General features: G+C 67.8%; 24 protein-coding genes and 1 other RNA gene. 9 read left to right on the top strand and 16 right to left on the bottom strand.

Annotation, left to right across the window (positions count from 1 at the left end):
- Window positions 1-53 precede the first annotated feature (53 nt).
- Window positions 54-749, bottom strand: a complete 696-nt coding sequence (gene ctrA / locus ASE02_RS10455) for a response regulator transcription factor CtrA (RefSeq protein WP_056733875.1) — start codon at window positions 747-749, stop codon at window positions 54-56.
- Between the two features lie 305 nt (window positions 750-1,054).
- Between ctrA and ASE02_RS10450 the strand changes: the two genes are divergently transcribed.
- The 4 genes from ASE02_RS10450 to ASE02_RS10435 all read left to right on the top strand — a co-directional run bounded on the left by ASE02_RS10450 (window position 1,055) and on the right by ASE02_RS10435 (window position 5,082).
- Complete coding sequence (locus ASE02_RS10450; RefSeq protein ID WP_082601994.1) at window positions 1,055-2,197, top strand: SDR family oxidoreductase; 1,143 nt, start codon at window positions 1,055-1,057, stop codon at window positions 2,195-2,197.
- A gap of 82 nt (window positions 2,198-2,279) precedes the next feature.
- Window positions 2,280-3,617, top strand: a complete 1,338-nt coding sequence (gene fliI, locus ASE02_RS10445; protein ID WP_056733874.1) for a flagellar protein export ATPase FliI — start codon at window positions 2,280-2,282, stop codon at window positions 3,615-3,617.
- A complete protein-coding gene (locus ASE02_RS10440; RefSeq protein ID WP_056733872.1) occupies window positions 3,614-4,027 on the top strand; it encodes a hypothetical protein in 414 nt (137 codons plus the stop codon). The genes fliI and ASE02_RS10440 overlap by 4 nt, the downstream gene beginning before the upstream one ends.
- Window positions 4,024-5,082 carry an endo-1,4-beta-xylanase gene (locus tag ASE02_RS10435; RefSeq protein ID WP_082601993.1) on the top strand — a complete coding sequence of 353 codons (1,059 nt, stop codon included), beginning with the start codon at window positions 4,024-4,026 and terminating at the stop codon, window positions 5,080-5,082. The genes ASE02_RS10440 and ASE02_RS10435 overlap by 4 nt, the downstream gene beginning before the upstream one ends.
- Here ASE02_RS10435 and ASE02_RS10430 read toward each other — a convergent pair.
- Window positions 5,079-5,483: a DUF4282 domain-containing protein gene (locus ASE02_RS10430; RefSeq protein WP_056733869.1), complete on the bottom strand. Its 405-nt coding sequence runs from the start codon at window positions 5,481-5,483 to the stop codon at window positions 5,079-5,081. The genes ASE02_RS10435 and ASE02_RS10430 overlap by 4 nt on opposite strands.
- Before the next feature lie 326 nt (window positions 5,484-5,809).
- On the opposite strand from ASE02_RS10430, the gene ASE02_RS10425 reads away from it, so the two are divergent.
- On the top strand, window positions 5,810-6,325 hold the full coding sequence (locus tag ASE02_RS10425) for a GNAT family N-acetyltransferase (RefSeq protein WP_056733867.1): 516 nt from the start codon (window positions 5,810-5,812) through the stop codon (window positions 6,323-6,325).
- 144 nt (window positions 6,326-6,469) lie between these two features.
- On the opposite strand, the gene flhA is transcribed toward ASE02_RS10425, so the two are convergent.
- The 11 genes from flhA to ssrA form a co-directional block, all read right to left on the bottom strand.
- Entirely contained in the window at window positions 6,470-8,563 is a 2,094-nt protein-coding gene (flhA, locus tag ASE02_RS10420) for a flagellar biosynthesis protein FlhA (protein ID WP_056733866.1), read from the bottom strand.
- 6 nt (window positions 8,564-8,569) lie between these two features.
- Window positions 8,570-9,937 carry a sigma-54-dependent Fis family transcriptional regulator gene (locus ASE02_RS10415; RefSeq protein ID WP_056733864.1) on the bottom strand — a complete coding sequence of 456 codons (1,368 nt, stop codon included), beginning with the start codon at window positions 9,935-9,937 and terminating at the stop codon, window positions 8,570-8,572.
- A 27-nt stretch (window positions 9,938-9,964) separates the two neighbouring features.
- Window positions 9,965-10,297 carry a flagellar motor switch protein FliN gene (gene fliN, locus ASE02_RS10410; RefSeq protein ID WP_056733863.1) on the bottom strand — a complete coding sequence of 111 codons (333 nt, stop codon included), beginning with the start codon at window positions 10,295-10,297 and terminating at the stop codon, window positions 9,965-9,967.
- A gap of 5 nt (window positions 10,298-10,302) precedes the next feature.
- Window positions 10,303-10,953, bottom strand: coding sequence for a flagellar assembly protein FliH (locus tag ASE02_RS10405; RefSeq protein ID WP_056733860.1), 651 nt, complete (start codon window positions 10,951-10,953; stop codon window positions 10,303-10,305).
- Window positions 10,953-11,972 carry a flagellar motor switch protein FliG gene (fliG, locus tag ASE02_RS10400; protein ID WP_056733858.1) on the bottom strand — a complete coding sequence of 340 codons (1,020 nt, stop codon included), beginning with the start codon at window positions 11,970-11,972 and terminating at the stop codon, window positions 10,953-10,955. The genes ASE02_RS10405 and fliG overlap by 1 nt, the downstream gene beginning before the upstream one ends.
- Window positions 11,969-13,618, bottom strand: coding sequence for a flagellar basal-body MS-ring/collar protein FliF (gene fliF, locus ASE02_RS10395; protein WP_056733855.1), 1,650 nt, complete (start codon window positions 13,616-13,618; stop codon window positions 11,969-11,971). Before fliF ends, fliG begins: the two co-directional genes overlap by 4 nt.
- A gap of 151 nt (window positions 13,619-13,769) precedes the next feature.
- Window positions 13,770-15,947 (bottom strand): serine hydrolase, encoded by a 2,178-nt coding sequence (locus tag ASE02_RS10390; RefSeq protein WP_056733853.1) that lies wholly within the window; start codon window positions 15,945-15,947, stop codon window positions 13,770-13,772.
- Window positions 15,948-16,057: 110 nt separating this feature from the next.
- On the bottom strand, window positions 16,058-16,849 hold the full coding sequence (locus ASE02_RS10385; protein WP_082601992.1) for a C13 family peptidase: 792 nt from the start codon (window positions 16,847-16,849) through the stop codon (window positions 16,058-16,060).
- Between the two features lies 1 nt (window position 16,850).
- Window positions 16,851-17,321: a PaaI family thioesterase gene (locus ASE02_RS10380; RefSeq protein ID WP_056733852.1), complete on the bottom strand. Its 471-nt coding sequence runs from the start codon at window positions 17,319-17,321 to the stop codon at window positions 16,851-16,853.
- Window positions 17,322-17,331: 10 nt separating this feature from the next.
- Window positions 17,332-17,820, bottom strand: a complete 489-nt coding sequence (locus tag ASE02_RS10375; protein ID WP_056733850.1) for an SspB family protein — start codon at window positions 17,818-17,820, stop codon at window positions 17,332-17,334.
- 106 nt (window positions 17,821-17,926) lie between these two features.
- Window positions 17,927-18,290, bottom strand: a transfer-messenger RNA (tmRNA) gene (ssrA, locus tag ASE02_RS21980).
- A gap of 151 nt (window positions 18,291-18,441) precedes the next feature.
- Between ssrA and ASE02_RS10370 the strand changes: the two genes are divergently transcribed.
- Together ASE02_RS10370 and ASE02_RS10365 are read left to right on the top strand one after the other, a co-directional pair.
- Window positions 18,442-19,020: an inner membrane-spanning protein YciB gene (locus ASE02_RS10370; protein WP_056733849.1), complete on the top strand. Its 579-nt coding sequence runs from the start codon at window positions 18,442-18,444 to the stop codon at window positions 19,018-19,020.
- A gap of 50 nt (window positions 19,021-19,070) precedes the next feature.
- The gene (locus ASE02_RS10365; RefSeq protein WP_255354037.1) at window positions 19,071-19,742 is read left to right on the top strand and encodes an aquaporin; all 672 of its coding nucleotides are present in this window, start codon (window positions 19,071-19,073) and stop codon (window positions 19,740-19,742) included.
- Here ASE02_RS10365 and ASE02_RS10360 read toward each other — a convergent pair.
- Window positions 19,739-20,614: a hypothetical protein gene (locus tag ASE02_RS10360; protein WP_235536664.1), complete on the bottom strand. Its 876-nt coding sequence runs from the start codon at window positions 20,612-20,614 to the stop codon at window positions 19,739-19,741. The genes ASE02_RS10365 and ASE02_RS10360 overlap by 4 nt on opposite strands.
- A gap of 11 nt (window positions 20,615-20,625) precedes the next feature.
- Window positions 20,626-21,174 carry an acetolactate synthase small subunit gene (gene ilvN / locus ASE02_RS10355; protein ID WP_056733845.1) on the bottom strand — a complete coding sequence of 183 codons (549 nt, stop codon included), beginning with the start codon at window positions 21,172-21,174 and terminating at the stop codon, window positions 20,626-20,628.
- 204 nt (window positions 21,175-21,378) lie between these two features.
- On the opposite strand from ilvN, the gene ASE02_RS10350 reads away from it, so the two are divergent.
- Window positions 21,379-21,738 (top strand): nuclear transport factor 2 family protein, encoded by a 360-nt coding sequence (locus ASE02_RS10350; protein WP_056733843.1) that lies wholly within the window; start codon window positions 21,379-21,381, stop codon window positions 21,736-21,738.
- 275 nt (window positions 21,739-22,013) lie between these two features.
- Entirely contained in the window at window positions 22,014-23,033 is a 1,020-nt protein-coding gene (locus tag ASE02_RS10345; protein WP_056733841.1) for a hypothetical protein, read from the top strand.
- A gap of 21 nt (window positions 23,034-23,054) precedes the next feature.
- On the opposite strand, the gene ASE02_RS10340 is transcribed toward ASE02_RS10345, so the two are convergent.
- Entirely contained in the window at window positions 23,055-24,851 is a 1,797-nt protein-coding gene (locus ASE02_RS10340) for an acetolactate synthase 3 large subunit (protein ID WP_056733839.1), read from the bottom strand.
- Between the last annotated feature and the right edge of the window lie 21 nt (window positions 24,852-24,872).

Genomic DNA, 24,872 nt, shown 5'->3' with positions numbered 1-24,872 from the left:
GCCCGCCGGAAGGAGCGGCGGGCGTTCGGTATTGTTCGAAAGTGCTGTGCGCCTTAGGCGGCGACGGCGGCTTCCTGCGGGTCGCGCAGCACGTAGCCACGGCCCCAGACGGTCTCGATGTGGTGCTTGCCGTCGGCGGCCGCGGCCAGCTTCTTGCGCAGCTTGCAGATGAAGACGTCGATGATCTTCAGCTCAGGCTCGTCCATCCCGCCATAGAGGTGGTTCAGGAACATTTCCTTGGTGAGCGTGGTGCCTTTGCGGAGCGAGAGCAGCTCCAGCATCTGGTATTCCTTGCCCGTCAGGTGGACGCGGGCGTTGTTCACTTCGACGGTCTTGGCGTCGAGGTTCACCGTAATGTCGCCGGTCTTGATGACCGATTGCGCGTGGCCCTTGGAGCGGCGGACCACGGCGTGAATGCGCGCGACCAGTTCGTCCTTGTGGAACGGCTTGGTCATGTAGTCGTCGCCGCCGGCCCCGAAGGTCTTCACCTTGGTGTCGATTTCGGCGGTGCCGGACAGGATCATGATGGGCGTATTGATCTTCGCGACCCGAAGGGTGCGCAGAACGTCCATGCCGCTCATGTCAGGCAGGTTCAGGTCGAGCAGGATCAGATCGTAATCGTAGATCTTACCCAGATCGACGCCCTCTTCCCCGAGGTCGGTCGTATAAACATTAAAACCCTCGGACTTGAGCATCAGCTCGATGCTCTGCGCCGTGGCGCTATCGTCCTCAATCAACAGTACGCGCATCAGTTCCTCCTCGAACGGTAGCGCTTAAGCCCCCGAATTCAGGCAATTCGCCTCGGCACTCGCGGTTAACTTGCCAGCGAGTTAATTTAAGACCGGTTAATGGTGAAGCGCCTCTGAGCGAATCGTTAACTCGGTTCGGGATTCGGCCACAAGCGCGGCCCCTCTCGCGGACTCCTCGGACTGTTGAATCTTTTGTGATTGGACGGGGGTGGCGAACACGGGCTGCGGCCAAGCTTCCGCCATGGGGGAACGGTAAGGGGATCGGGTCGTTTCGACCTGCGAACCCTAAGCCTGCAAGGATACCCATGGCCGTGAAACTGAAGCCGCTCGCCGATCAGGTCATCGTCATCACCGGCGCCTCGTCCGGGATCGGCCTGGCGACCGCACGCAAAGCGGCCAAGGCCGGAGCCGCGGTGGTGCTGGCCTCGCGCAACGAAGAAGCCCTGCGTACCGTCTGCAAGGAAATTAACGACGCCGGCGGCCGCGCCCACCCGGTGGTCGGCGATGTCGGCGATCCGGCCGACGTTGAGAAGATCGCCCGGGCCGCGGTGGCGCGGTTCGAACGCTTCGACACCTGGATCAACGACGCGGGCGTCGGCCTCTATGGCGAGCTGATGCAGACCCCGGCCGCCGATCACGAGCGGCTTTTCCGCACCAACTACTTCGGGGTGGTGAACGGGTCGCTCGAGGCCGTGAAGCATTTCCGCAAGCGCGGCGGATCAGGCGCGATCATTAATCTCGGCTCGGTGCTGTCGGACGTCGCCACGCCGATGCTGGGCGCCTATTCGGCCTCCAAACACGCCGTGAAGGGGTTCACCGACGCGCTGCGGATCGAACTGACGCGCGAGAAACTTCCGGTCGCCGTGACGCTGATCAAGCCGTCCAGCATCTCCACGCCCTTCGCCGACCATGCCCGCAACCTGATGGACAAGGCGCCCCGGGCGTTGCCGCCTCACTATTCGCCGGACGTCGTGGCAGGCGCCATTCTGCATGCGGCGCAGCATCCGATCCGCGACATGGCGGTTGGCGCGGGCGGGCGGCCGCTGGTCCTGGCCTCCGCGGCCGCGCCCAATTTCACCGACAAGCTGCTGGCCAAGATCGTGCCGCCGCTGTCGCGGCGACGCGGCGAAAAGGTCCTGGGCGATAATCTCTATGAGGCCGGCAGCGGCGGTCACACCGAGGGCGAGCATCTGCGCGGCCGCCGGTTCAGCGTCTACACCGAGGCCCAGAAACATCAGGCCCTGGTCGTTGGGCTGGGCGCCTTGGCGGTGGTCGGCCTGGCCGCCTTCCTCGGACGTGGGGCCATCGGCCGCAACGCCCGGCCGGTGCTGGCCCGGACCATCAGGCCGCTGGCCGTGGGCGCGGCCATGCGTCGACCTGTGGCGGCGGCCAAAATGGCGGCCAAGCATCCGGGGCGGGCCGCGCGCCTGGTCTCGGCGCTGCGCTGAGGTCGTTAAGAATCTTCACCGGGGGTTAACGGCGCAGGGCGGATTCTCAAGCGGTCGAATCTGACCCTGGGGGGCCCAGCCGTTGCGTAGCCTAGTCGCCGCTGTCGAGCGGATCGATCCACTCACCGTTTCTGGCCGCGTGGCGGCCGTGAACGGTCTGCTGATCGAGGCCCGCGGCGGGCTGACCCGGCTGGCGGTCGGCGCGCGGGCCGAGATCGAACGCCGGGCCGACAAGCCGCTGGCCGCCGAGGTGGTCGGCTTCCGTGAAACCCGCGCCCTGCTGATGCCCTTCGGCCCGGTCGAGGGCGTGGCGCCCGGCGCCGAGATCCGCATCGAGCCGCAGGGCTCGGCCGTTCGTCCCACCACCGCGTGGCTGGGACGCATCATCGACGCCTTCGGCGAACCCATCGACGGCAAGGGGCCGTTGCCCCAGGGCCTGGTTCCCTATCCGTTGCGCGCCGCCCCGCCCGCCGCCCATGCGCGCGGCCGGGTGGGCGAGAGGCTCGATCTGGGCGTTCGCTCGATGAACGTCTTCACCACCTGCTGCCGCGGCCAGCGCCTGGGCGTCTTCGCCGGCTCGGGCGTCGGCAAGTCGGTGCTGCTGTCGATGCTGGCCAAGGAAGCCGACTGCGACGCCGTGGTCGTCGGCCTGATCGGCGAGCGGGGCCGCGAGGTCCGCGAGTTTATCGAGGAGACCCTGGGCGAAGAGGGGCTGAAGCGCGCCATTGTCGTGGTCGCCACCTCCGACGAGCCGGCCCTGAAGCGCCGCCAGGCCGCCTACATGACCCTGGCCATCGCCGAGTTCCTGCGCGACCAGGACATGGAGGTGCTGTGCATGATGGACAGCGTCACCCGCTTCGCCATGGCCCAGCGCGAGATCGGGCTGGCCGCGGGCGAACCGCCGACCACCAAGGGCTATACGCCGACCGTCTTCACCGAACTGCCCAAGCTGCTGGAGCGCGCGGGGCCGGGGCCTGTCCGTCCGGACGGCACCACGGCCGGACCGATCACCGGCATTTTCACGGTGCTGGTGGACGGCGATGATCACAACGAACCGATCGCCGACGCCGTGCGCGGGATCCTGGACGGCCACATCGTCATGGAGCGGGCCATCGCCGAGCGCGGCCGCTTCCCGGCGATCAATGTGCTGAAGTCGATCAGCCGGACCATGCCGGGCTGCCATCTGCCGCATGAGCGGGAGATCGTGAAACTGGCCCGCCAATCGCTGTCGGCCTACGCCAACATGGAAGAATTGATCCGCATCGGCGCCTATCGCGCCGGGGCCGATCCGATCGTCGACCGCGCCATCGAGCTTAATCCTGCGCTCGAGGCCTTCCTCGCCCAGGACAAGGACGAGGCGACCAGCCTGGAGGCGAGCTTCGACAGTCTCGCCCAAATCCTGATGGGTGAAGCCGCATGAGCTGGGCGCAGTCCCTGATCAAACTCTCGACCTATGAGGTCGAGGTCCTGCAAAAGCGCCTGGGCGAAATCGCCGACCGGCGGATGCAGGTCGAGATGAAGCTGGTGCTGCTGGAGGCGGAGGCCGAGGCCGAGGCCGAACGCGCGCGCCATGACGTCGAACACGGCTGGTATCAGCTGGGCTTCCTGGAAGGCCTGCGCGCCCGCCGGGCGATCATCCTGGCCGACATCGCCCGCATCCAGATCGAGGAGGCCGGCGCGCGCGACGCCCTGGCCCTCGCGTTCGAGGAGCAGAAGAAATACGAGCACGTCGCCGAGAGCATCCGCCTGGCCCGCGCCAAGGAGGTGGCTCGCCAGGAGACCGCCGCCATGGACGAGATGGGCCTGAGGCGGGCCGCAGCGGGCCGGTGACAGGCCCCGGCGTCAACCGCCGCGCGTTGATCGGTTCGGCCTTGGCGCTGGCCGCCTGCGAGCGCCGGGCCGACGCCCAGACCTCGCCCGCCAATCTGCCGACCTTGCGCTCGGTCGCGCCTTTCCCGGTCGGGACCTGTCTCCAGGCGCTCCAGCTCGACGATCCGGCCTTCGCCGCGCTCGTCGCCGCCCAGGTCTCCCAGCTCACGCCCGAGTGGGAGATGAAGATGGAGTACATCGTCCAGGACGACGGCTCGCTTCGCTTCGAGGGGCCCGACAAGATCGCCGCCTTCGCGCGCAGCGCCGGGATCAGGCTCTTCGGCCACACCTTGGTCTGGTACGCCCAGTCGCCGCCGGCCTTCGAACGGTTGGACGTCAGCCGGATCGCCTTCGACGCCGCCTATCGCAACTACATCCTGGCGGTCGCCGGCCGGTATCGCGGACAGGTCTCGGGCTGGGACGTGGTCAACGAGGCGGTGGCCGAGGATGGGGAGGGCTGGCGCGACAGCCTGTGGTCGCGAAAGCTAGGCGCGCTCGACCACATGGTCCTGGCCTTCCAGCATGCTCGCGAGGCCGACCCGGACGCGGTGCTGTTCCTGAACGACTACAATCTCGAAAATATCCCCAAGAAGCGCGCGACCTTCCTGAAACTCGCCGAGGCGCTGCTGAAGGCCGGCGCGCCGCTTGGCGGTCTTGGCACCCAGACCCACGTCGCCGCCGATCTGGCGCCGGGCGAACTGAGCCGAACGATTAGCGACCTGGCCAGCCTTGGCCTGCCGGTCCACCTGTCGGAAATGGACGTCTCGATCACCAGGTCCGAAGGGCTGATCAAGGATCGCACGCGCCTGGCGGCGGGGCAGGCGCGGGTCTACGCCGAGGCGGCCGAGGCCTTCTCCAGCTTGCCACCCAGCCAGCGGTTCGCCTTCACCCATTGGGGGCTGCGCGACGGCGATTCCTGGCTCAAGCGCGAGAACGCCGCGGACACGCCGCTATTGTTCGATGACCAGGGCCGTCCAAAGGCCGCCGCGGCGGCCTGGATCGGCGGTTTGCGCTAGTTCAGCGGCCCGCCGCCGGGAGCGGCGGTGCGCGGCGCGGGGCGTTGGCCCTGGTCGGCGGCGTCAGCGGCCTGGCGCAGGGCGTGCAGGTCGTCGCTGAGGCGGAACAGGGCGACATAGAGCTCGCAGAACGAGCGCCACAGCAGGACCAGGCCCCCGACCACCAGCAAGCCGGCCACCAGGACCGGGATCGCCAGGATCACGCCGATCCAGCTTTCCTCACGCAGGGCGACGCCGACGGCGGCCCCCACGGTTCCGAAGGCGATCAGCGCGATGACGCCCAGACCGGCCCAATAGATCAGATGGATGACCTGGTTGGTCATCAGCCGCTCGAAGGTCAGCAGATCCCAGAAGATCGTGCCCCCCGGGCCGCGCCGGGTCTTGGAAGCAGGTGGCCGCATTCGAAATCCAACGCCTAGCGGCCGACAGTGACCGCGCCAGGGTCAAACCGCTATCAGCCGCCACGCCGGGCTGCAACGGCCCTGACGATCCGATTGGGCCGATGGCCCGCTGATCGGCGCGCGGGCGGGTCCTGTCGCGGAGCCGGAAAGGGCTGCAATTCTGAGCAGAATGGAGGTTTCGTGACGTTGGAGGGCTCAGATCAGCCCGCACGCGACAGTGATCGGCGACTTTGTTCCTGATGAGCGGGCGAGACGTCGGCGATGCAATCAAATGATCCTGTCGTCGCGCCTGACATTTGTTACGAAATGCGTGTTAGCCTCCTTGCATGGCTGATGAAACGACGACCCTGGACATCGCCGACTGGAAGCTGGAGCCGATCTCCGGCGCCGACCGCGAGGTGGTGGAGATCATTCACCTGCCTCCGGAACAGGAGGCTTTCGCCGGCAGCCTTGACGAGGTGTTCGGCCGATTGAACGAGAACGACGCCGTCGGATTGGAGCAGGGCTTCGCGGTCGTGGAGCCGTCCGGTGAGATCGTGGGGTTCTTTGTCCTGCGCGAGGGCCTGCGCCGTCCGCCCTGGGCGCCGCCCGGCACGGTCAGCCTGCACAGCTTCCGGGTTCGGCCTGGTTTCCAGGGCAAGGGGGTGGGGCGGCGCTGCATCGCCCTGCTGGAGGACTGGTTCGCCCGCGAGCGGCCGATCCAGCCTCAGCTCATGTTGGCGGTGAACGCCCGCAACGAGCCGGCCATCGCCGCCTATCAACGGATCGGCTTCGTCGACACCGGCGCGCGCCACGAAGAAGGATTTGGCCCGCAGCTGATCTTCGCCAAGCCGATGGGATAGGGGCGCGGCCGGCCCCCCGACATTCGTCATCCTCCGGTCAGCCGAAGGCTGATCCGGGGGACCCAAGCCGACTTCCAGAATATGGCGTAGCCCGCGGTCCCCCGGATCTCGCTCCGCGAGCCCGGAGGATGACGATGATGGCGCCTAGATCGAGCCCACGGTCTTCAGCCGCGCCTTCGGATGGATCTCGTTCTGGCTCAGGACCGGGGTCTGGCCGCGGAACCGCTCGATGATCGAGCGGACATAGGGCCGAATCTGCGGGCTGGTCAGCAGCACGGCGCTCTCGCCGGCGAGGGCCGCGCGCTCGAAGCTGTCGCGCACCGCCCGGATGAAGTCCTGCAGTCGTGACGGGGCCAGCGCCAGCTGCTTCTCGTCGCCCGACCCGATCAGGGCGTCGGCGAAGGCGTTCTCCCATTCCGCCGACATGGTGATGATCGGCAGGGCGCCGTCGTCGCCGCGATAGGCGAAGGAGAGCTGGCGGGCGAGACGGCCGCGAACCTGCTCGACCAGCAGGGTGATCGACTGGGTGTGCGGCGCGGCCTCGCCGATGCCTTCCAGGATCGCCGGAAGGTCGCGGATCGAGACCCGCTCGCGCAGCAGGGCCTGCAGCACCCGCTGGATGGTCGTGGCGGAGACGACGCTGGGGATCAGGTCGTCGACCAGCTTCTTCTGCTCGGCCGGCAGTTCTTTCAGCAGCTTCTGCACCTCGGCGTAGGAGAGCAGGTCGGGCATGTTCTCCTTGAGGATCTCGGTCAGGTGGGTGGTCAGCACCGTGGCCGGATCGACGATGGTGTAGCCGCGGAAGGTGGCTTCCTCGCGCAGGGACTCATCGACCCAGGTGGCGGGCAATCCGAAGGCCGGTTCGCGCATGTGCTCGCCCGGCAGCTCCACCTGGCCGCCCGAAGGGTCCATGGCCATCAACGCCCCGAGCCGCACTTCACCGCCGCCGCCTTCCATCTCCTTGATGCGGATCATGTAGCCCTGCGAGGGCAGGCGCATGTTGTCGAGGATCCGCACCGCCGGCATGATGAAGCCGAAATCGGCGGCCAGGGTCCGGCGTAGCGCCTTGATCTGGTCGGTCAGGCGGCGGCCTTCCAGGTCGTTGATCAGCGGCAGCAGGCCGTAGCCCAGCTCGATCTTGATCTCGTCGATGGCCAGGGACTGGCTGATCGGTTCTTCCTGATCCTGGGTCGGCGCGCTGGCGGGCACGATGTCGACCGGCGGCGGCCTGGCGGCGTCCTGCGAACGCTTCCAGGCGAGGAAGCCCGCCCCGGCCGCCAGGGCCGCGAACGGAATGATCGGCATGCCCGGGATCAGCGCCAGCAGGCCGGCCGAGGCCGAGACCATGCCCAGGGCGATGGGGTTCATCGCCAGCTGGGCGACCAGGGCCTTGTCGGCCGAGCCGTCGACGCCGGCCTTCGACACCAGGAAGCCGGCGGCGATCGAGATGATCAGGGCGGGGATCTGGCTGACCAGGCCGTCGCCGATGGTCATGATCGTGTAGGACGAGGCGGCCTGGGCCAACGGCACCTTGTGCTGCACCACGCCGATCAGGATGCCGCCGATGATGTTGATGGCGACGATGATCAGGCCGGCGACCGCGTCGCCGCGCACGAACTTGCTGGCGCCGTCCATGGCCCCGAAGAAGGTCGATTCCTGCTCAAGTTCCTTGCGGCGCTTCTTGGCTTCGTCTTCCTCGATCAGCCCGGCCGAGAGGTCGGCGTCGATGGCCATCTGCTTGCCGGGCATCGAGTCCAGGGTGAAGCGCGCGGCGACTTCGGCGATCCGGCCCGAACCCTTGGTGATGACGACGAAATTCACGATCACCAGGATCGCGAAGACGATCACCCCGATGACGAAATTGCCGCCCATCATCAGGTTGCCGAAGCCCTCGATGATCTTGCCGGCCCCGTGGGCGCCCTCGTGACCATGGCCGAGGATCAGGCGGGTCGAGGCGATGTTCAGCCCCAGCCGGAACAGGGTGGTGACCAGCAGCACGGTCGGGAAGGCCGTGAATTCCAGCGGCCGCTTGATCAGCAACGAGGTCATCAGGATCAGCACCGAGGAGGTGATCGAGATCGACAGCAGCAGATCCAGCATGAACGGCGGGATCGGTAGGATCAGCAGCAGGACGATCCCGATGACGCCGAACGCCAGCGCCACCTCGCCCTTCATCAGCCACCCGAGCATCTCGCGCGGGCTGGGACGGGCGGCTGCGTATGATCCTGTATCAGCCATGGTCTATCAGGCCGCGCTGGCGCCCATCTGCGGCGCGGGCACGGCGACGCCGGCCTCGTTGTATTCCTTCAGCTTGTTGCGCAGCGTGCGGATCGAGATGCCAAGGATGTTGGCCGCGTGGGTGCGGTTGCCCAGGCAGTGCGACAGGGTGTCGAGGATCAGCTGCTGCTCCATGTCGGCCACGGTCTGGCCGACAAAGGCGCGGGTGACGGCCTCGGCGGCGCCGGCCGCGGTCTGGGCGGTGCGGACGGCCGGATCGGGCGCGGCCAGCGGCTGACCGTCAGGCAGGCGGATGGCGCTTTCCTCGATCTCCGGACCGACCGCCAGCAGCACCGCGCGGTGCATGGCGTTTTCCAGCTCGCGCACGTTGCCCGGCCAGCGATGGATGGCCAGGCGGCGCTTGGCCTCGGCCGAGAGCGGACGTTCCAGCGTGCCGTTGGCCTTGGCGTATTTGCGCACGAAATGCTCGGCCAGGGCCACCACGTCGCCCGGACGCTCGCGCAGCGGCGGCAGGCGCAGGTTCACGACGTTCAGGCGGTAGAGCAGGTCTTCGCGGAAGGTCCCGTCCTTCACGGCCTGGGCCAGGTCGCGGTTGGAGGTGGCCAGGATGCGGATGTCGACCTTCACCGGCTTGGAGCCGCCGACCCGGTCGATCTCACGTTCCTGAATAGCGCGCAGCAGCTTGGCCTGCAGGCGGGCGTCCATCTCCGAGATTTCATCGAGCAGCAGGGTGCCGCCGTTGGCCTCTTCGAACTTGCCGATCCGGCGGGCGACGGCGCCGGTGAAGGCGCCCTTCTCGTGGCCGAACAGCTCGCTCTCGAGCAGGTTTTCCGGAATGGCGGCGCAGTTGACCGAGATGAAGGCCTTGGTGGCGCGGCGCGACTTCTGGTGCAGGTAGCGGGCGATGACTTCCTTACCCGAGCCGCTTTCGCCGGTGATCAGGATCGAGGCCTCGGACGGCGCGACCTGGTCGGCCAGCGCGATCACCGCCTGCATGCCGGCGTCACGCACGACCATCGGCTTGTTGTCGTCGGAGACGGCGGCCAGCACCGCGGCGATCATCTCGGCGTCCGGCGGCAGCGGGATGAATTCCTTGGCCCCGGCGCGGATGGCGTCGCCGGCCTTCTGGGCGTCGGGATCGACGCCGCAGGCCACGACCGGCACCCGGATGCGCTCGTTCTCGTTCGCCGCGATCAGGGCGGCGATGTCGAGATCGTAGTCGACCAGCAGCAGGTCGGCGCCTTGCCCCGCGCGCAGGGCGTGGGTGGCCGCCTCGATGGTCTCGACGTGGCTCACCTTGGCGCCCGCTGTCATCGCCATCTTCACGGCGTTGGACAGCTGTCCGTTCAGTTTTCCGACGACCAAAAGCCGCATAGCACTATCTCCTCAGACGCCTGGGCCTTAGCCCTGGGAGTCGCCGTCCTTGATGATTTCCGTCATGGTCACGCCCAGGCGTTCGTCCACGATGACGACCTCGCCCCGGGCGACCAGGCGGTTATTGACGTAGATGTCGATGGCCTCGCCGACCTTGCGGTCCAGGTCCAGAACGCTGCCGGACTGGAGCTGGAGCAGCTGGGCCACCGACATGGTGGCGCGCCCCAGGACCGCGGAGATCGAGACCGGGACGTCGAAGACCGGCGCCAGGTCGGTGGCGGTCTTCTCCTCCATCTCCATGCCCATATCCATGGGCAGGTCGGAGGGGGCGAACTCGTCGAGTTTGAGATCGTTGGACATGGCGGTCAGCTTTCGCTTCCGGGAATGAGGGGTTCGGCGTGCAGGCCTTCGGCGGCCAGCGCCGCGTGGAGAGCGGCCGCCACGCGCGCGGCGGCGGCGGCGGGATCGAAGGCGGCGGCGCCGTCGCCAAAGTCGAGCGTGAAGGCGCCAGGGCCCATCGTGGCCGAGGGGCGGACCTGAATGGCGCCGGCGAAACCGATGGATTGAGCGGTCTGTTCCAGGGCGGCCTGGACGCCGTCCGCCAGTTCGGGCGGCGCATGTACGACCAGGCGCGGCGAGGCTTCGATCTCACGGGCCAGGTTTTCCAGCGCGGCCAGGATCGGGGCCTGCGGGAACTGGGCGAGCGCGGCGTCGGCGATGGCGCGGGCGCAGGCCATGGCCAGTTCCGCCGAGCCGACCCGATGCTCATGGGCGACGCCCGCCAGCTTGGGCATCGCCGCGCCGACCGACGCGGCGATCTGCGAGAGCGCCTGGGCCTGAAGGGCGCTCATCGAGCCCAGGGCCTGCTGCTCTCCCTGGGCGAAGGCTTCGGCGCGCAGCACCTCGACCTCGTCGACCGTGTAGAGCCGCTTGGGCCGGGTGGCCGCGTAGGCGACGTCGCCGGCGTTGTCGAACACCGTGTCAAAGCCGAATTTCGGGTGGGGCGTGCTGGTCATCAGTAGATCAGCTCGTCGTCGCCGCCGGCGCCGGCCAGCATGATCTCGCCCTTGGCGGCCAGGTCCTTGGCGACCTGGACCATGTTCATCTGGGCCTGGTCGACGTCGCGCAGGCGGACGGGGCCCATGCCCTCCATGTCCTCGCGCATGATCTTGGCGGCCCGCTCGGACATGTTGGAGAAGAACATCTCGCGCAGGCTGTCCGAGGAGCCCTTCAGCGCCAGGGCCAGCTGGTCCTTCTCGACGCCACGCAGCAGGGTCTGGACCCCGCCAGGATCGAGCTTCGAAAGGTCCTCGAAGACGAACATCAGGGCCCGGATGCGCTCGGCGCTCTCGCGGTTGCGCTCTTCCAGGGCGGCGATGAAGCGCGCCTCGGTCTGGCGGTCGAAGGCGTTGAAGATGTCGGCCATCATCTCGTGGCTGTCGCGCTTGGAGGTGCGTGCCAGGTTGGACATGAACTCGGTCCGCAGGGTCTGTTCGATCTTGTCCAGGATCTCGCGCTGGACCGGCTCCATGCGCAGCATCCGGGTCACGCATTCCAGGGCGAAGTCTTCCGGCAGTGCGGCCAACACGCGGGCGGCGTGCTCGGACTTCACCTTGGACAGCACCACGGCGACGGTCTGGGGGTATTCGTTCTTCAGGTAGTTGGCGAGCACCGCCTCGTTCACGTTGCCCAGCTTGTCCCACATGGTTCGACCCGCGGGACCGCGGATCTCCTCCATCAGGGTGTCGACCTTGTCGGCCGGCAGGAAGGCCTGGAGCAGGCGCTGGGTCTGTTCGAACGACCCCATGATCGCGCCGGCGCCGGACATCCCGGAAATGAAGTCGACCAGCAGCTGCTCGACCACGCTGGACGAGACGGTGCCGAGGCCCGCCATCGCCTGGGAGATCTCCTTGATCTCCTCTTCGTCGAGCTGTTCCCAGATGGTGCCGTGGTCTTCGCCCAGGGCCAGCAGGACGACCGCGGCGCGCTCCGGTCCGCTTAGCTTGGCGGGATCGTTGATGGCTTTCATGATCATGTCGTCTCATGCAGCCAGGTGCGCAGGAGCGAGACCGACTCCTCGGGGTGGCTTTCAACGAATTCGGCGACGCGCTTCACCGACGAGGCTTTCACCTGGCCTTCGATGCGGGCGATGTCGATCCGTTGGTCCAGTTCGTTGGACGGGTTGGGCAGGGCCAGCGGCTGGCCGGTCGCCGGGTCGACGGTCATCTGCATCTGCTGGCCGTCGGCGGTGGTGACCAGCCGGGTCACGCCCACGCCGCCTGCCGAGGTCAGCGCTGGCAGGCCGCGGCCGGTGGGCGCCTTTAGCAGCGGCCGGACGATGAACAGGATCATCAGGATCGCGACGATGGCGATGATGCCCAGCTCGATCGCCCGCATGATGTCGTTCTTGTCGAAGCCCATCAGCGGGTTGGCGGTTTCAACGCCACCGGCCGTATCGGTGGCCGGGAAGCGGACATTGACCACGGTCACCTGGTCGCCGCGATCGGCGTTGAAGCCGACGGCGGTGCGGACCAGTTGCTCGATGCGCTGCATCTCCTGGGCCGAGCGCGGGGTGTAGGCGCCCGGTTCGCCATTGGCGCCGGGGGCGGTGATCCCGTCGATGGCGACGGCGACCGAGAGGCGCTTCATGTCGCCCGGCTCCTGGATCTCGGTGCGGGTGGTCTTGGAGATCTCATAGTTGGTGGTCGACTCGGTGCGGCCGCTGGCCGACTGGTTCAGGGCCTCGCCATTGGCGCCGACCCCGCTCGGGATGTTGGCGCTGGCCGAGACCGCGCCGTTGGCGTCGGGCTGGTTCTCGCGGGCGGTTTCCTCATTAGTGGTCTCCGAACGCACGACCTGACCATCGGGGTCGAAGGTCTCCTGCTGGACGGTGACGCGGGCGAGGTTCAGGTCGGCGGTGACGTTCACGCGGGCCTTGCCGGCGCCGACCACGCCCTCGACCAGGCCCTTGACGGTCTTGGCGATGCGTTGCTCGACCTCGCTGCGACGGCCGTCGGCGGCCTGACCGCCAAAGCCGTCCTCGCCGGTCGACAGGGTCTTGGCGTGCTGATCGACCACGGTCACGCGGCCGGGCTTCAGGTTCGGCACGGCGCTGGAGACCAGGTTCTGGATCGCCTGGACCTGGTCGGGGGAGGGCGCGCGCCCGCCGACCACGATGGTGACGGCGGCGGACGGCTGCTCGGACTCTTCCTCGAACAGCTGGCGCTTGGGCAGCACCAGGTGCACCCGGGCCGAGGTCAGGCCGTCGAGGCCGCGAATGGTGCGGGCCAGTTCGCCTTCCAGGGCGCGCTGGCGGTTGAGCTGCTGCACGAAGTCGGTCTGGCCGAGCGCGTTGGCGTCGTCGAAGATTTCGTAGCCGACCGAGCCGGAGGTCGGCAGGCCCTTGCTGGACAACAGCAGCCGGGTCGAGGCGACCTTGTCGCGCCCGACCATGATCGTCGATCCGTCGCCCTTGACCTCGTATTTCACCCCGGCCTGATCGAGGGCGCCGGTGATCGAGCCGGCCTCTTTCATGTCGAGGTTCGAATAGAGCAGCGCCTTCGGCTCGCCCAGGTTCATGGTCAGCGCGAACAGCGCCGCGGCCACGCCGGCTCCAATTCCGAGGAAAGCCGCCAGCCGTCCGATACCGAACTTCTGCAGGGCGGCGACGAAGCTATTCAACGCGGACGTCCTTCCCAGGATACGCGGGACGCACGCTCACTCGCCCGCCGCTAGGCAGTATTTACCCAGTGCTTGGTAAACGACGCGTTTAAGAGTTGCCGTCTTAACGCCTCAATTTGCAAAAGAAACGCCGCGCGTCCGTGAGCGAAAATCAACCGCTCCAAGGGGTTAGCGCGCCCCAGAAGCCCAGGACCACCGAAAACGCCGCATAGACGAGAACCGTAAAAGTAAACGCCGCCTTGCGCAGGGACGTCCACGAATCAACCCGGCGCCCGCCGCGCCAAATCGCCGGCAGCATGATCAGGCTGATCAGGGTGAGCCCGGCGGCCACCAGGACGCAGGCCGAACCGATGATCAGCGCGGCGCTCGGCCAAGCGTACATGACCATCGCATGGTCGGCGGTGCGTGAGGCCCAGAGCCCGAAGAGGGCCAGGGCGGCCAGCCAGAGCACGGCCTGGCTAGTCTGGATCAGGCTCGCCTGACGCTGCACCGGGGTTTCGCGGAACTCACGCCGGTTGCGCAGGAATAGGCCGGCGACCGTCGCGATCGCCGCGACGCCGCTGAGCAAGGCCAGGATGGCCAGGGTCGAGGGCCGTTTCCAGAAAGCCCCGCGTTCGAAGGTCTGTTCGCCAATCGCCCGCTGGAAGCTCTGGGCGCGGCCATCGGCCATCGAGAAGGCGATGCGGTCGGCGCCGGTCGTCGAGATGAACCGGCCGCCCGACAGCTCGCCGTCGGGCACGAAGGTGCGCACCGTGTCGCCAGCGCTGACCGCCAGCCGGCCTTCGGGCGTCACCGCCACGTCGACGCCGCCGATCAGCAGGCCGACCAGGCCCTCCAGCCCGCGATAGGCGCGGCGCGTGCCGATGTAGTAGCCGGTGAAATCGCCGGCCCGATCCAGCAGGGCCGGGGAGCCCGCGCGCGGGAACGGCTGCGGCGCGACATAGAACTGCTGCACGACCTGGGCGGCGAAGTCGTTGGTCAGTTCGCCGCCGGTCTCGGTGTTGGTGCTGATGAAGATGCCGAGGTTCAGATCGGGCGTCACCACCATGTTGGAGAGGAACGAGAGCGTCCCGCCGGCATGGCCAAAGCCCTTATGGCCGCCTGGCAGGTTGTACTCGATGAAGCCGTGGCGCCATCCGTTGATCCCGGCGGGCGTCTTGCGGATCGGGGTGTTGAAGGCCTGGGCCGCGCGGGGACCGTAGACGACGGCGCCGTCGAGCGTGCCGCCGTTCAGCAGCAACTGCATGTAGCGCGCCATGTCGGCCGCGGTGGACGAGGCCGAACCGGCCGGGGCGATGTGGCCGATATATTCAAACGGTCGAGCCTGGAAGCCGGTCGGGGTCCAGCGGTAGCCTTGCGAGATCTCGCCGGCCAGTCGCGCCGGGATCGGTCCGGGAAGGCCCGCCTTGACCGGATGGGGCTCGCGGAAGCTGGTGCTGTTCATGCCGGTCGGCAGGAAGATGCCCTCCTCGATCAGCCGCTCGAACGGCTTGCCCGAGACATAGGCGACGGCTTCGCCGGCCAGGGCCGCACCGTAGTTGGAATAGGCCGAGGCCTCGCCCGGCGCCCGCACGCGGCGCGGCCGCTCTTGGCGCAGGTAGTCGGCCATCGGGCGTTCGCGGTCGAACTTCTTCTCGAACAGGTGGCCCAGCACCCGGTCTTCGAAGCCCGGCGAGTGGTCCATCAGGTTGATCACCCGCACCGGCGTGCGGAAGCCCTGGTCGCGGACCTGGATCTGTTCGGGCAGGTAGAGGTTGATCGGCGCGTCCTGACGGATGCGGCCGGCCTCGATCTCCTTCATCAGGGCGATCCAGGTGAAGGTCTTGGAGATCGAGCCGATGCGGAACAGCGTCTTGTCGGGATCGACCTTGCGGGACGGCGACAGGCTGGCGAAGCCGTAGCCCTTCTTCAGCACGATCTGGCCGTTCTGGACGACCGAGACGGTCACCCCGGCGATGTGCTCGCGCATCATGGCGTCGCGCACCACGCCGTCGACGAAGGCTTCAAGTTCGGCCGGCGGCAGGGCCTCGCCGGGCGCCAGGCGCGCGCCGGTCGGCGTCGCCGGCAGGGCGGCGAGCGGAGCCGCGGCCATCGTCGCGGCAGGCGCCGTTGGGCGGGGCGTCGTGGCGGGAGCGGAGGCCCGCGGCCGGGGGGCGGCCGGACGCTGCAGGCTGGTGTAGGGAACTGGTCCGCGCGGGTTGACGACGGGCGGCGCAGACGCGGGCGGTTGGGCGGCTGGAGCCGGCGGCGGCGCGGCGTCCTGAGCGAGCGCCGGCGGAGCCGAAACGGCCAGGACGGCGGTGAAGAGAGCCTTGAAGATCAAACGCATGGACGATTACCCGCTGGCCCCATTGTCCAGTGATTCCTCTTGTAGGGCGCCGCGCGCGCAGGGCGCTAGAGCGGTTTGACGCGGGCCCCTGAGCGCGCTGTGAACGTCGCTCAATCGCCCTTTGGCGGGCCCGTCGGGAAGGGGTGGAGCGGCAGCACAGGCCGCAGGTCTCCGCCGATCCAGATCTGCGGTTCGGAGGGCGGTTTCGCCCCCTCTGCGACCTCGCGCCGGGCGACGCAGGACTTCACCGCGCTGGCCAAAGCGATGAAGTCGTGAGCGGTCGGGCTCGACTTCAGCACGCAGTCGTCGAAGAACGGATAGACGCTGTCCTCACCGCAGCCGAACGAGGTGCGGTCGCGTCGCGCGGCGGTCAGGATCATCCGGTTCGGCTGGGCCAGCGGCCGGACGAACACGCCCGAGAAGCAGGCCGACATGATCACCACGGTGGGCCGCGCGCCGCAGGTGGCGCCGAGGATCCGGTTCAGAATGGCGGGCGACAGGATCTTGTCGTCGATCAGCACGCCTTCCGGCGCCCCGTGCGAGGTGAAGTAGAGCAGGCAGCCGGACTTGGCCTTGCCCGACAGGTCGCTCAGGGTTTCGTAGATGGCGCGCGGGTCGGACTTGAGCGGCCCGTCCTTGTAGCGTTCCGGGCGCACCGAGAACTGACGCATGTTGTGCGCCGAGAACCCAATCCGCTGAAGTTCCTTGGAGACGTCGCGGCGCGCGTTGTCGAAGGCCTCGGTCGGGCCGCCGCCGGCGCCGTGGAAATCGCCGGCGACGACCAGGGCCGCCCAGTCGTCGAAGGGGCTAGGTTCGGGCGCCGGCGTCGCCGCGAACGCCGAGCCGGCCCAGCTCAAGGCTAGGGCGAGGACTGCGCTGGCGAGGCCGGCGCGCCAGCCCATCCTAGCTTTTGTAGCGCTGGAAGGGGGTTGGAACCGCCGTCCCCGTGGCCTTGGCCAGCAGGCGTCCGTCGGCGTCGTAGAGCTCGCCCTCGGTGAAGGCGATGGTGCGCCCCCACTTGGCCACCCGGCCGATCCCCTTCAGCTTGCCGGGCGCGCCGGGGCGGAAGAAGGTGGTCTTCATCTCGGCGGTGGGCGCCACATGGGTCATGCCCGAGGCGACCATGCAGGCCACCGACATCGCCTCGTCCAGCATGGCGCAGAGATAGCCGCCCTGGATCTGCTTCATCGGATTGAGCAGCAGTTCGGCCTTGGCGTCGAACTCGACCTCCACCGACTTCTCGGCCTGGCTCACCGCCACGATGCGGAAGCCGAGGGTCTGCGAGCCGGTGGGCTGGTTCTTCGTGCGCTGGAAACGGGCGAGGATCGCCTCGTCGGTCAGGGCTTCCGGCTCGGCGGGAGCGACGTCGGTCATCGGCGCGCGCTCACTTCTTCCGGAAGGTGTCGAGCGACACGACGTTCGGCGCGTCCGGATCGGTCTCGGCCGGCGGCTCGGCGGGCTCTTCCTGCGCCGCGACCGGCAGGGTCGTCATGTTCGAGGTCGCCGACTCGAACTGCAGCAGGAACTGGACGCTCGGGTCGTAGAACCTCGTCACCGCGGCGTAGGGCACCGACAGCCGCTTGGGCTGGCCGCCGAACTTCAGGGTGATCGAGAAGAAGGTCTCGCCGGGGGCGAGGTCCCAGTACTGGTGCTGCAGGACGATGGTCATTTCGTCCGGGTACTTGCCCAGCAGATCGTTGGGGCCGGACACGCCCGGCGCCTCGGTCTTGAAGGTGATGTAGAAGTGGTGGGCGCCCGGCAGGCCTTCCGGCGCTGCGGCGCGTTTCAGCGCGGCCTTGACCACGCCGCGCAGGGCTTCTTGGGCCATGGCTTCGTAGTGCATCTGGTCTTGGGCCGGCGGGTCCTGGGCCATCGAAACTCCGAGGGAAAAACTCTGGCGCGGAGGGTAGCGTTTCGGCGTCCCGGCGCAAGGCGGCTCGCGCCCCAGATGAGGGTCAATCGCTTAGAATTGTGAGGAAAGTGGAGGGGTTCTGTTGCAAGGCCCCCTCCGAGCCCCGCCTAACGCTGCTAAGACGCTAGGAGTTTATGTCGAAATCTGTCGGGTCGCTTACGCGGCCAAACGGACTTCTTCAGCGAAGTTATCGTTCGCATTTAGATTAAGGCCCGAAACGGTGGGCCAAGCCGAGAGAAAGCAACACCTTTAGACGTCTGTCGATGCTGATCGGCCCCATGCTTACCGGCGATAACAGCCGGGGAAGATTGGTGGAGCCGCCGGGAATCGCACCCGGGTCCAGTCCGCTTATGACGTGCGCGTTTATCCCTATAGTCGGGCCGAAACCCGACACGTCCAATATAGGGGCAAGCCGTCGGATTTTGAAGAACTTCCGACGCGAGGGGGCAGATCCCTTTCGCGAAGCGCCAATCGACAGGCCGTTTTCGCGGGCCGCCGCCGATCCTGCGCCAACGGGTTAGGGCTCCGAGCGGCCGGCTCGCTAGGCTTTGAGGACGTTCAATTCCTCTCGGGAACCTCATCATGAACCCTCTGCTCTACGCCGTCCGGCCGATCCTGATCGACATGGCCGCCACCTTCGTCTTCTACGGCGTGCTCGCCGCCACCGGAGAGGTCGCCATCGCCACGATGGTCGGTATCGCGATCGGCGTGCTCCAGGTCGTGGTGATGAAGGCGCGCGGCATGAAGATCGCCGCCATGCAGTGGACCAGCCTGGCGCTTGTCCTGATCATGGGCGGGGCGACGCTGCTGACCCACGACGCTCGCTTCATCCTGATCAAGCCGACCATCGTCTATCTGGCCATCGGCGCGGCCATGCTGCAGCGGGGATGGATGGGCCGCTACATGCCGCCGATCTCGGTCGATCACATTCCCCAGCGGCTGGTCGTGGCCGCCGGCTATGTGTGGGCCGGGCTGATGTTCGTCAGCGCCGCGCTCAACCTGATCCTGGCCTTCAACGCCCAGCCGATGACCGTGGTCGCCGTCATGGCGATCTGGGCGCCCGCCTCCAAGATCGTGCTGTTCGCCTTGCAGTACATGACGTTCCGCCAGATCGCCCGGCGCGGAATCATCGCCGCCCAGGCCGAGCAAGCCGCAGCATAATGTTGATGATGAGCGTGCTAGTGGCTCACGCAACCATGAGTTAGCCTCGAATCAAACGGGAGGCTCTCATGCAGAAGTTCGTCGCGGAATTCATCGGTACGCTTACGCTTGTGCTCTTTGGTTGCGGCGCCGCCGTCTTGGGCGCCGACCATGTGGGTCAACTCGGCATCGCCCTGGCCTTCGGGTTCGCGATTGTCGCCATGGCCTACGGGATCGGTTCGATCTCCGGGTGCCACGTCAATCCGGCCGTCAGCCTGGCCGCCTTCATCGCCGGCCGGATGAGCGCCCGCGACATGGTCGTCTACTGGGTCGCCCAGTTCCTCGGTGCTCTGGCGGGGGCGGGCATCCTGGCCTCCATCGCCGGGGTGGCCAGCGGGCTTGGCCATAACGGCTGGGGACCTGGCTATCTCGGTGAGTTCTCGATGCAGGCGGCGCTGATCTTCGAGATCGTGATGACCGCGATCTTCGTCATCGTCATCCTGGGCTCGACCTCGTCGGAGGCTCCGGCCGGCTTCGCGGGCTTGGCCATCGGCATCACCCTGGCGGTGATCCACATCGTCGGCATCCAGGTGACCGGCGTGTCGGTGAACCCGGCGCGGAGCTTTGGCCCCGCGGTCCTGGTGGGCGGCCAAGCGTTGTCGCAGCTCTGGCTGTTCTTCGCCGCTCCCGCCATCGGCGCGGTGATCGGCGGCCTGCTCTATCGCTTCCGCGTCCTGCGCTAGGGCGTCGGGACGACCTCGGGCTCCTCGACCGTCGGCAGCGTGAACGTCGGGGGTTGAGGGCGCGAGTTGGGGGCGGGCTTCAAGCGTCCGCCCTCGGCGATCAAGGCTTCATAGGCGCCCCGCGCTGACGAGAAGTCGGCGCCGGTCGGATAGATCACATCGAAACGCGGCTCGTGGCCCAGCGCCGCGCTGAACGCGGCCTGCAGGACATCGGCCGCCTGGCCGATCTCGGCGCTGTCGCAGGCCCGCCGCACCGAACGTGACCGACCAGGAACCATCAGGGTCAGGTCGTAGGACGTTCCATTGACGCACAAGGCGTCCGCCGCGCCCGAACCGTCGTCGACCCTGACCTCGCGCGGCGCGTCCCAGAGCGGAGATTCGCGCAGCGCCAGGAACTGGGCGGCCGAACCCGCTGGCAATTCGGCGTCGAACCCGACCCGCCTGGCGATGCCGGGTTCGCAGCAGCCGAGCCCGGCCCGGCCCTGGACGAAGGCCTTGCCGTCGCGTCGCACGATCACACGGATCAGGGTCTGGCGGGCGGAGGAGGAGGGGCGGACCGCCACCTCCAGGATCATCTCGCCATTGCGCAGGATCTGGCTTTGCAGCGGCGGCAGCGCCCAGAGGCGGTAGAGCAGGGGATCGTAGCCGTTGTCGATGGCCGCCGGGCGTTCGTTCCGGCCGAGCCTGCGCCCGGCCAAGGGATCGGCGGACTCCGGCGGCCTCGGCCACTGGTCGTCCCACCAGGTCTTGGGATCCGGCGGCGGCCAAGGCCATTCATCGGCGGCGGGCGCGGGGACGGGCGGCGGCGTCTGGGCCAGCGCCGGCGCGGCGAGGCAGAGCAGGCTCAAGATGGTCGCAGCTAAGCGGACCAATCTGGCCCTCCCTACATGGCGTCGGCGCCCCTGGTGATGGAAAGCACGCCGGTTCGGGAGAGTTCCACCAGGCCGAGCGGTCGCATCAGATCCACGAACTTGTCGATCTTGGTCGAGGCGCCGGTCATCTCGAAGACGAAGCTCTCGATGGTGGTGTCGACCACCTTGGCGCGGAAGATGTCGGCGATGCGCAGGGCCTCGACGCGGTCGGCCCCAGTCCCCTTGACCTTCACCAGGGCGAGCTCGCGCTCCAGGCCGTTGGGATCGCGGGTCACGTCCTGGACGTGGCGGGTGGCGACCATCTTCTCGAGCTGGGCTTCGATCTGTTCCAGCACGTGCGGCGCGCCGCGAGTGACGATGGTGACGCGGCTGGTGTGGGCCCGGCGATCGGTCTCGGCGACGGTCAGGCTCTCGATGTTGTAGCCGCGGGCCGCGAACAGCCCGACCAGCCGGTGCAGCACGCCCGGTTCGTTGTCCACCAGGATCGCGAAGGTGGCGAGGTTCTCGACCTCCTCGGTGTGGCTGAGATCGTAGACGGAGGCGGGCTGGGCGTCGGACATGCGTAGCTCTCTAAACGTCGGTCGCTGACGACGTCTCACATGCGTGGGCGGGGGGCAAGTCGCGACTGGATGCAAGCCCTGGCGCAAGCATGGCTGTGGAGAACAAATCATAAACAATTCACTTGCGCGGAACGCTGTTTGGTGGCGGAAATCGCCCGCCGGGCCGCTTGGCCCAGGCTGTCCCAACCCCCGGAGCTGACAGTCATGAGCACGCAAGACATCGCCAACGATCTGGTCGCCCTCTGCAAGGCGGGCAAGTTCGACGAGGCGGGTGAGAAGTACTGGGCCGACGACGTGCTGAGCGTCGAAGCCATGCCCGGCGACATGGCCGAAATGCGCGGCAAGGACGCCGCGCGCGGCAAAGGCGAATGGTGGGCCAACGCCCATGAGGTCCATGCCTCGGAGGTCGAGGGCCCCTACGTGAACGGCGACCAGTTCGTGGTCCGCTTCAAGATGGACCTGACCCAGAAGGAGAGCGGCGCCCGCATTCAGATGGACGAGGTCGGGGTCTACACCATCAAGGACGGCAAGATCGCCGAGGAGCGGTTCTTCTACGGCCAATAGTCAGGGACCCGCCGCGGCGCCGGCGTGGCGCCGCGGCAACAGGGTGGGCGCTGGGTGCGACAATTTGGCGCCCTGTGTCTTGCCATCCCCGCCCGGTTCGTGAGACACGGCCAGCCTTCGCAGAGGAGAGTTCGCCGAGTGACGATCACCAAGACCATAACGAGTTGGGGCCGCGTGTGCGGAACCGCTTGCGCGGGTCTCGGTCGAGATCGCGTCGCGCACTTCATCTAAATCGCGAGATGCTCGGAGAGCCTCGCGCGTCTCTGGGAGTTTCCATGTTTCACCGGGCCTTGAGCGCGGTCCCGGCTTCGGCGCGGGCCGAGCCGACGTCTCTGCTTATCCTCGTCGCGGGCGAATTCGCCCCGCGGGTCGCCAATCTGTGGGCGGCGCCTCACGCCGAGTTCCTGACCGCCGCAGCGGCGCGACGACACCTTCTCTGCCTGGCCTTCTCCTTGGGGAGGGCGGTCGAGGGGCTGGCGGAATCCATCCTGGACCGCCGGCTGCCGGCCGCGGTCGCCGTTGCGGTCGGCGAGGCGCCGGCGGGATTGTCGCGCGCCATCGGCCGGATGGGTGATCTGGCCTGGACCGCCGGGGCCTACCGACAATTGCTCGCCCTGCTGGCCGACCCCAAGGCCGCCAAGGTGCTGCGGCACGCCGAGCTGATCGAACAGGCGACGATCCAGCGGCTGGCGGCGCTGCCGGCGCCGATGTCGGGCGCCATCGGCCTGGCCGCGCAGTTGGATCCCCGTCAGGCCGGTCTGCTGCATGAGGCCTATGAGGCCCTGACACTGCGGTCAGGACGCGCCAACGCCGACGCGATGGCCGAGGTCTGGGGGCGCTTGGAGACCCCGAAGGCCCTGTTCGACGCGGTGCGGAGCGACCTGCGCCCCGAACCGGCGACGCCGCCGCATCTGGGGGCGTTCCGCCTGCGCCCGCTGACCACCAAGGCCGAGTTCAGCGACGCGGCCAAACGCTATCGGAACTGCCTGGTGGATCAGACCGCCCATGCCGCGACGGGGTGGTCGGCCTATTACGAATGGACCGGGGCGCCGGGAGCCGTGGTCGAGATCACCCGCGACCACATCTATGGATGGCGGCTGGAGCAGGCGCGGATCGCCGGCAATGAGCCGGTGCCGGCCGATCTGCGCGAGGAGATCATCTCCGAGCTCTCGCTGATGGGCGTGCATGTGGGGCGCAGCGGCTGGGCGCTGGAGCGGGCGCTCGAAGGGGCCGAGCGGCGCTGGTCGGCGCAAAGCGTGGACGATGTCGTGGCCGAGGCGTTCGGCGCCGAGTGAGACTCGGCGCCGTGCGTGGCGTCAGACCAGCCGCTTGCCGGCGTCGTCGATGATCGTGCCGAGGTCGCGGGTGTCCTCGGCCATGATCATCTCGTTGTGGGCCTTGCCGGACGGGATCATCGGGAAGCAGTTCTCTTCCTTGGTGATCCGGCAATCGAACAGCACCGGTTTGCGCACGTCGATCATCTCGCGGATCTTGTCGTCCAGTTCGTCGGGGGTTTCGGCGCGCAGGCCGACGCCGCCGAACGCCTCGGCCATCTTCACGAAGTCCGGCAGGCTGGACGAATAGGAGTGGCTGTAGCGCTCGCCGTGCAGCAGCTGCTGCCACTGGCGGACCATGCCCATCCACTCGTTGTTCAAGATGAAGATCTTGATCGGCAGGTCGTACTGAATGGCGGTCGACATCTCCTGCATCGTCATCTGCACGGAGGCGTCGCCGGCGATGTCGATGACCAGGGCGTCCGGGTGAGCCATCTGCACGCCGACCGCGGCCGGCAGGCCATAGCCCATAGTGCCGAGGCCGCCCGAGGTCATCCAGTGGTTGGGCTGCTCGAAGTGATAGTACTGCGCGGCCCACATCTGGTGCTGGCCGACCTCGGTGGTGATGAAGGTCTCGCGGTGCTTGGTCAGCTCGTACAGGCGCTCGATGGCGTACTGCGGCTTGATCAGCTTGGTGTCGGGCCGATAGCGGAACGATTGGCGCGCGCGCCAGGCTTCGATCTGCCGCCACCACTCGTCCATCGCCGCCTTGTCGGTGGCCAGGTTCCGCTGCTTCCAGACCGCGATCATGTCCTCCAGCACGCTGCCGGCGTCGCCGACGATGCCGATGTCGGCGCGGACGTTCTTGCTGATCGACGAGGCGTCGATGTCGATGTGGATCTTCTTCGAGCCGGGCGCGAAGGCGTCCAGGCGGCCGGTCACCCGGTCGTCGAACCGCGCGCCGACCGCGATCATCACGTCGCAGTCGTGCATGGCGTTGTTGGCTTCGAAGCTGCCGTGCATGCCCAGCATGCCCAGCCACGCCGGATCAGACGCCGGGAAGGCGCCCAGGCCCATCAGGGTCGAGGTGACCGGCGCGCCGGTCAGCTTGGCGAACTCGCGCAGCAGCTCGGAGGCGCGGGGGCCGGCGTTGATGACGCCGCCGCCGGTGTAGAGGATCGGGCGGCGCGCGCCGGCGATCAGCGCCACGGCCTCGGCGATCTTGGCCGAGTCGCCCTTGGTGCGCGGGTTGTAGTTGTGGGCGTGGACGACTTCCTTGGGGCCCTGATAGGCGCCCTTGGAGAACTGCACGTCCTTGGGAATGTCGATGACCACCGGGCCGGGGCGGCCCGAGGTGGCGATGTGGAACGCCTCGTGGATGATCCGCGGCAGGTCGGCCACGTCCTTGACCAGGTAGTTATGCTTGGTGATCGGCCGGGTGATGCCGATGGTGTCGCATTCCTGGAAGGCGTCGGTGCCGATCAGGTGGGTGGCGACCTGGCCGGTGAAGACGATCATCGGGATCGAGTCCATCAGGGCGTCGACAATGCCGGTGATGGCGTTGGTCGCGCCGGGACCCGAGGTCACCAGGACGACGCCCGGCTTGCCGGTCGAGCGGGCGTAGCCCTCGGCCGCGTGGGTCGCGCCCTGTTCGTGGCGGACCAGCACGTGCTGCAGCCGCGCCTCTTCGAACAAGGCGTCATAGATCGGCAGGACCGCCCCGCCGGGATAGCCGAAAAGCACCTCGACGCCCTGGTCGATAAGGGCGCGGACCACGATCTCGGCGCCGGTCAGGGTCTCGGTCGTGGTGGGGGCTTCGATGGTCTGGTGGGCGGTCATTTCGGGCGGCCTTGGTTTTCG

The sequence above is a fragment of the Phenylobacterium sp. Root700 genome (assembly GCF_001429025.1).
In the GTDB taxonomy this organism is placed as follows: Bacteria; Pseudomonadota; Alphaproteobacteria; order Caulobacterales; family Caulobacteraceae; genus Phenylobacterium.
This window is presented reverse-complemented; position numbering and strand designations above follow the sequence as displayed.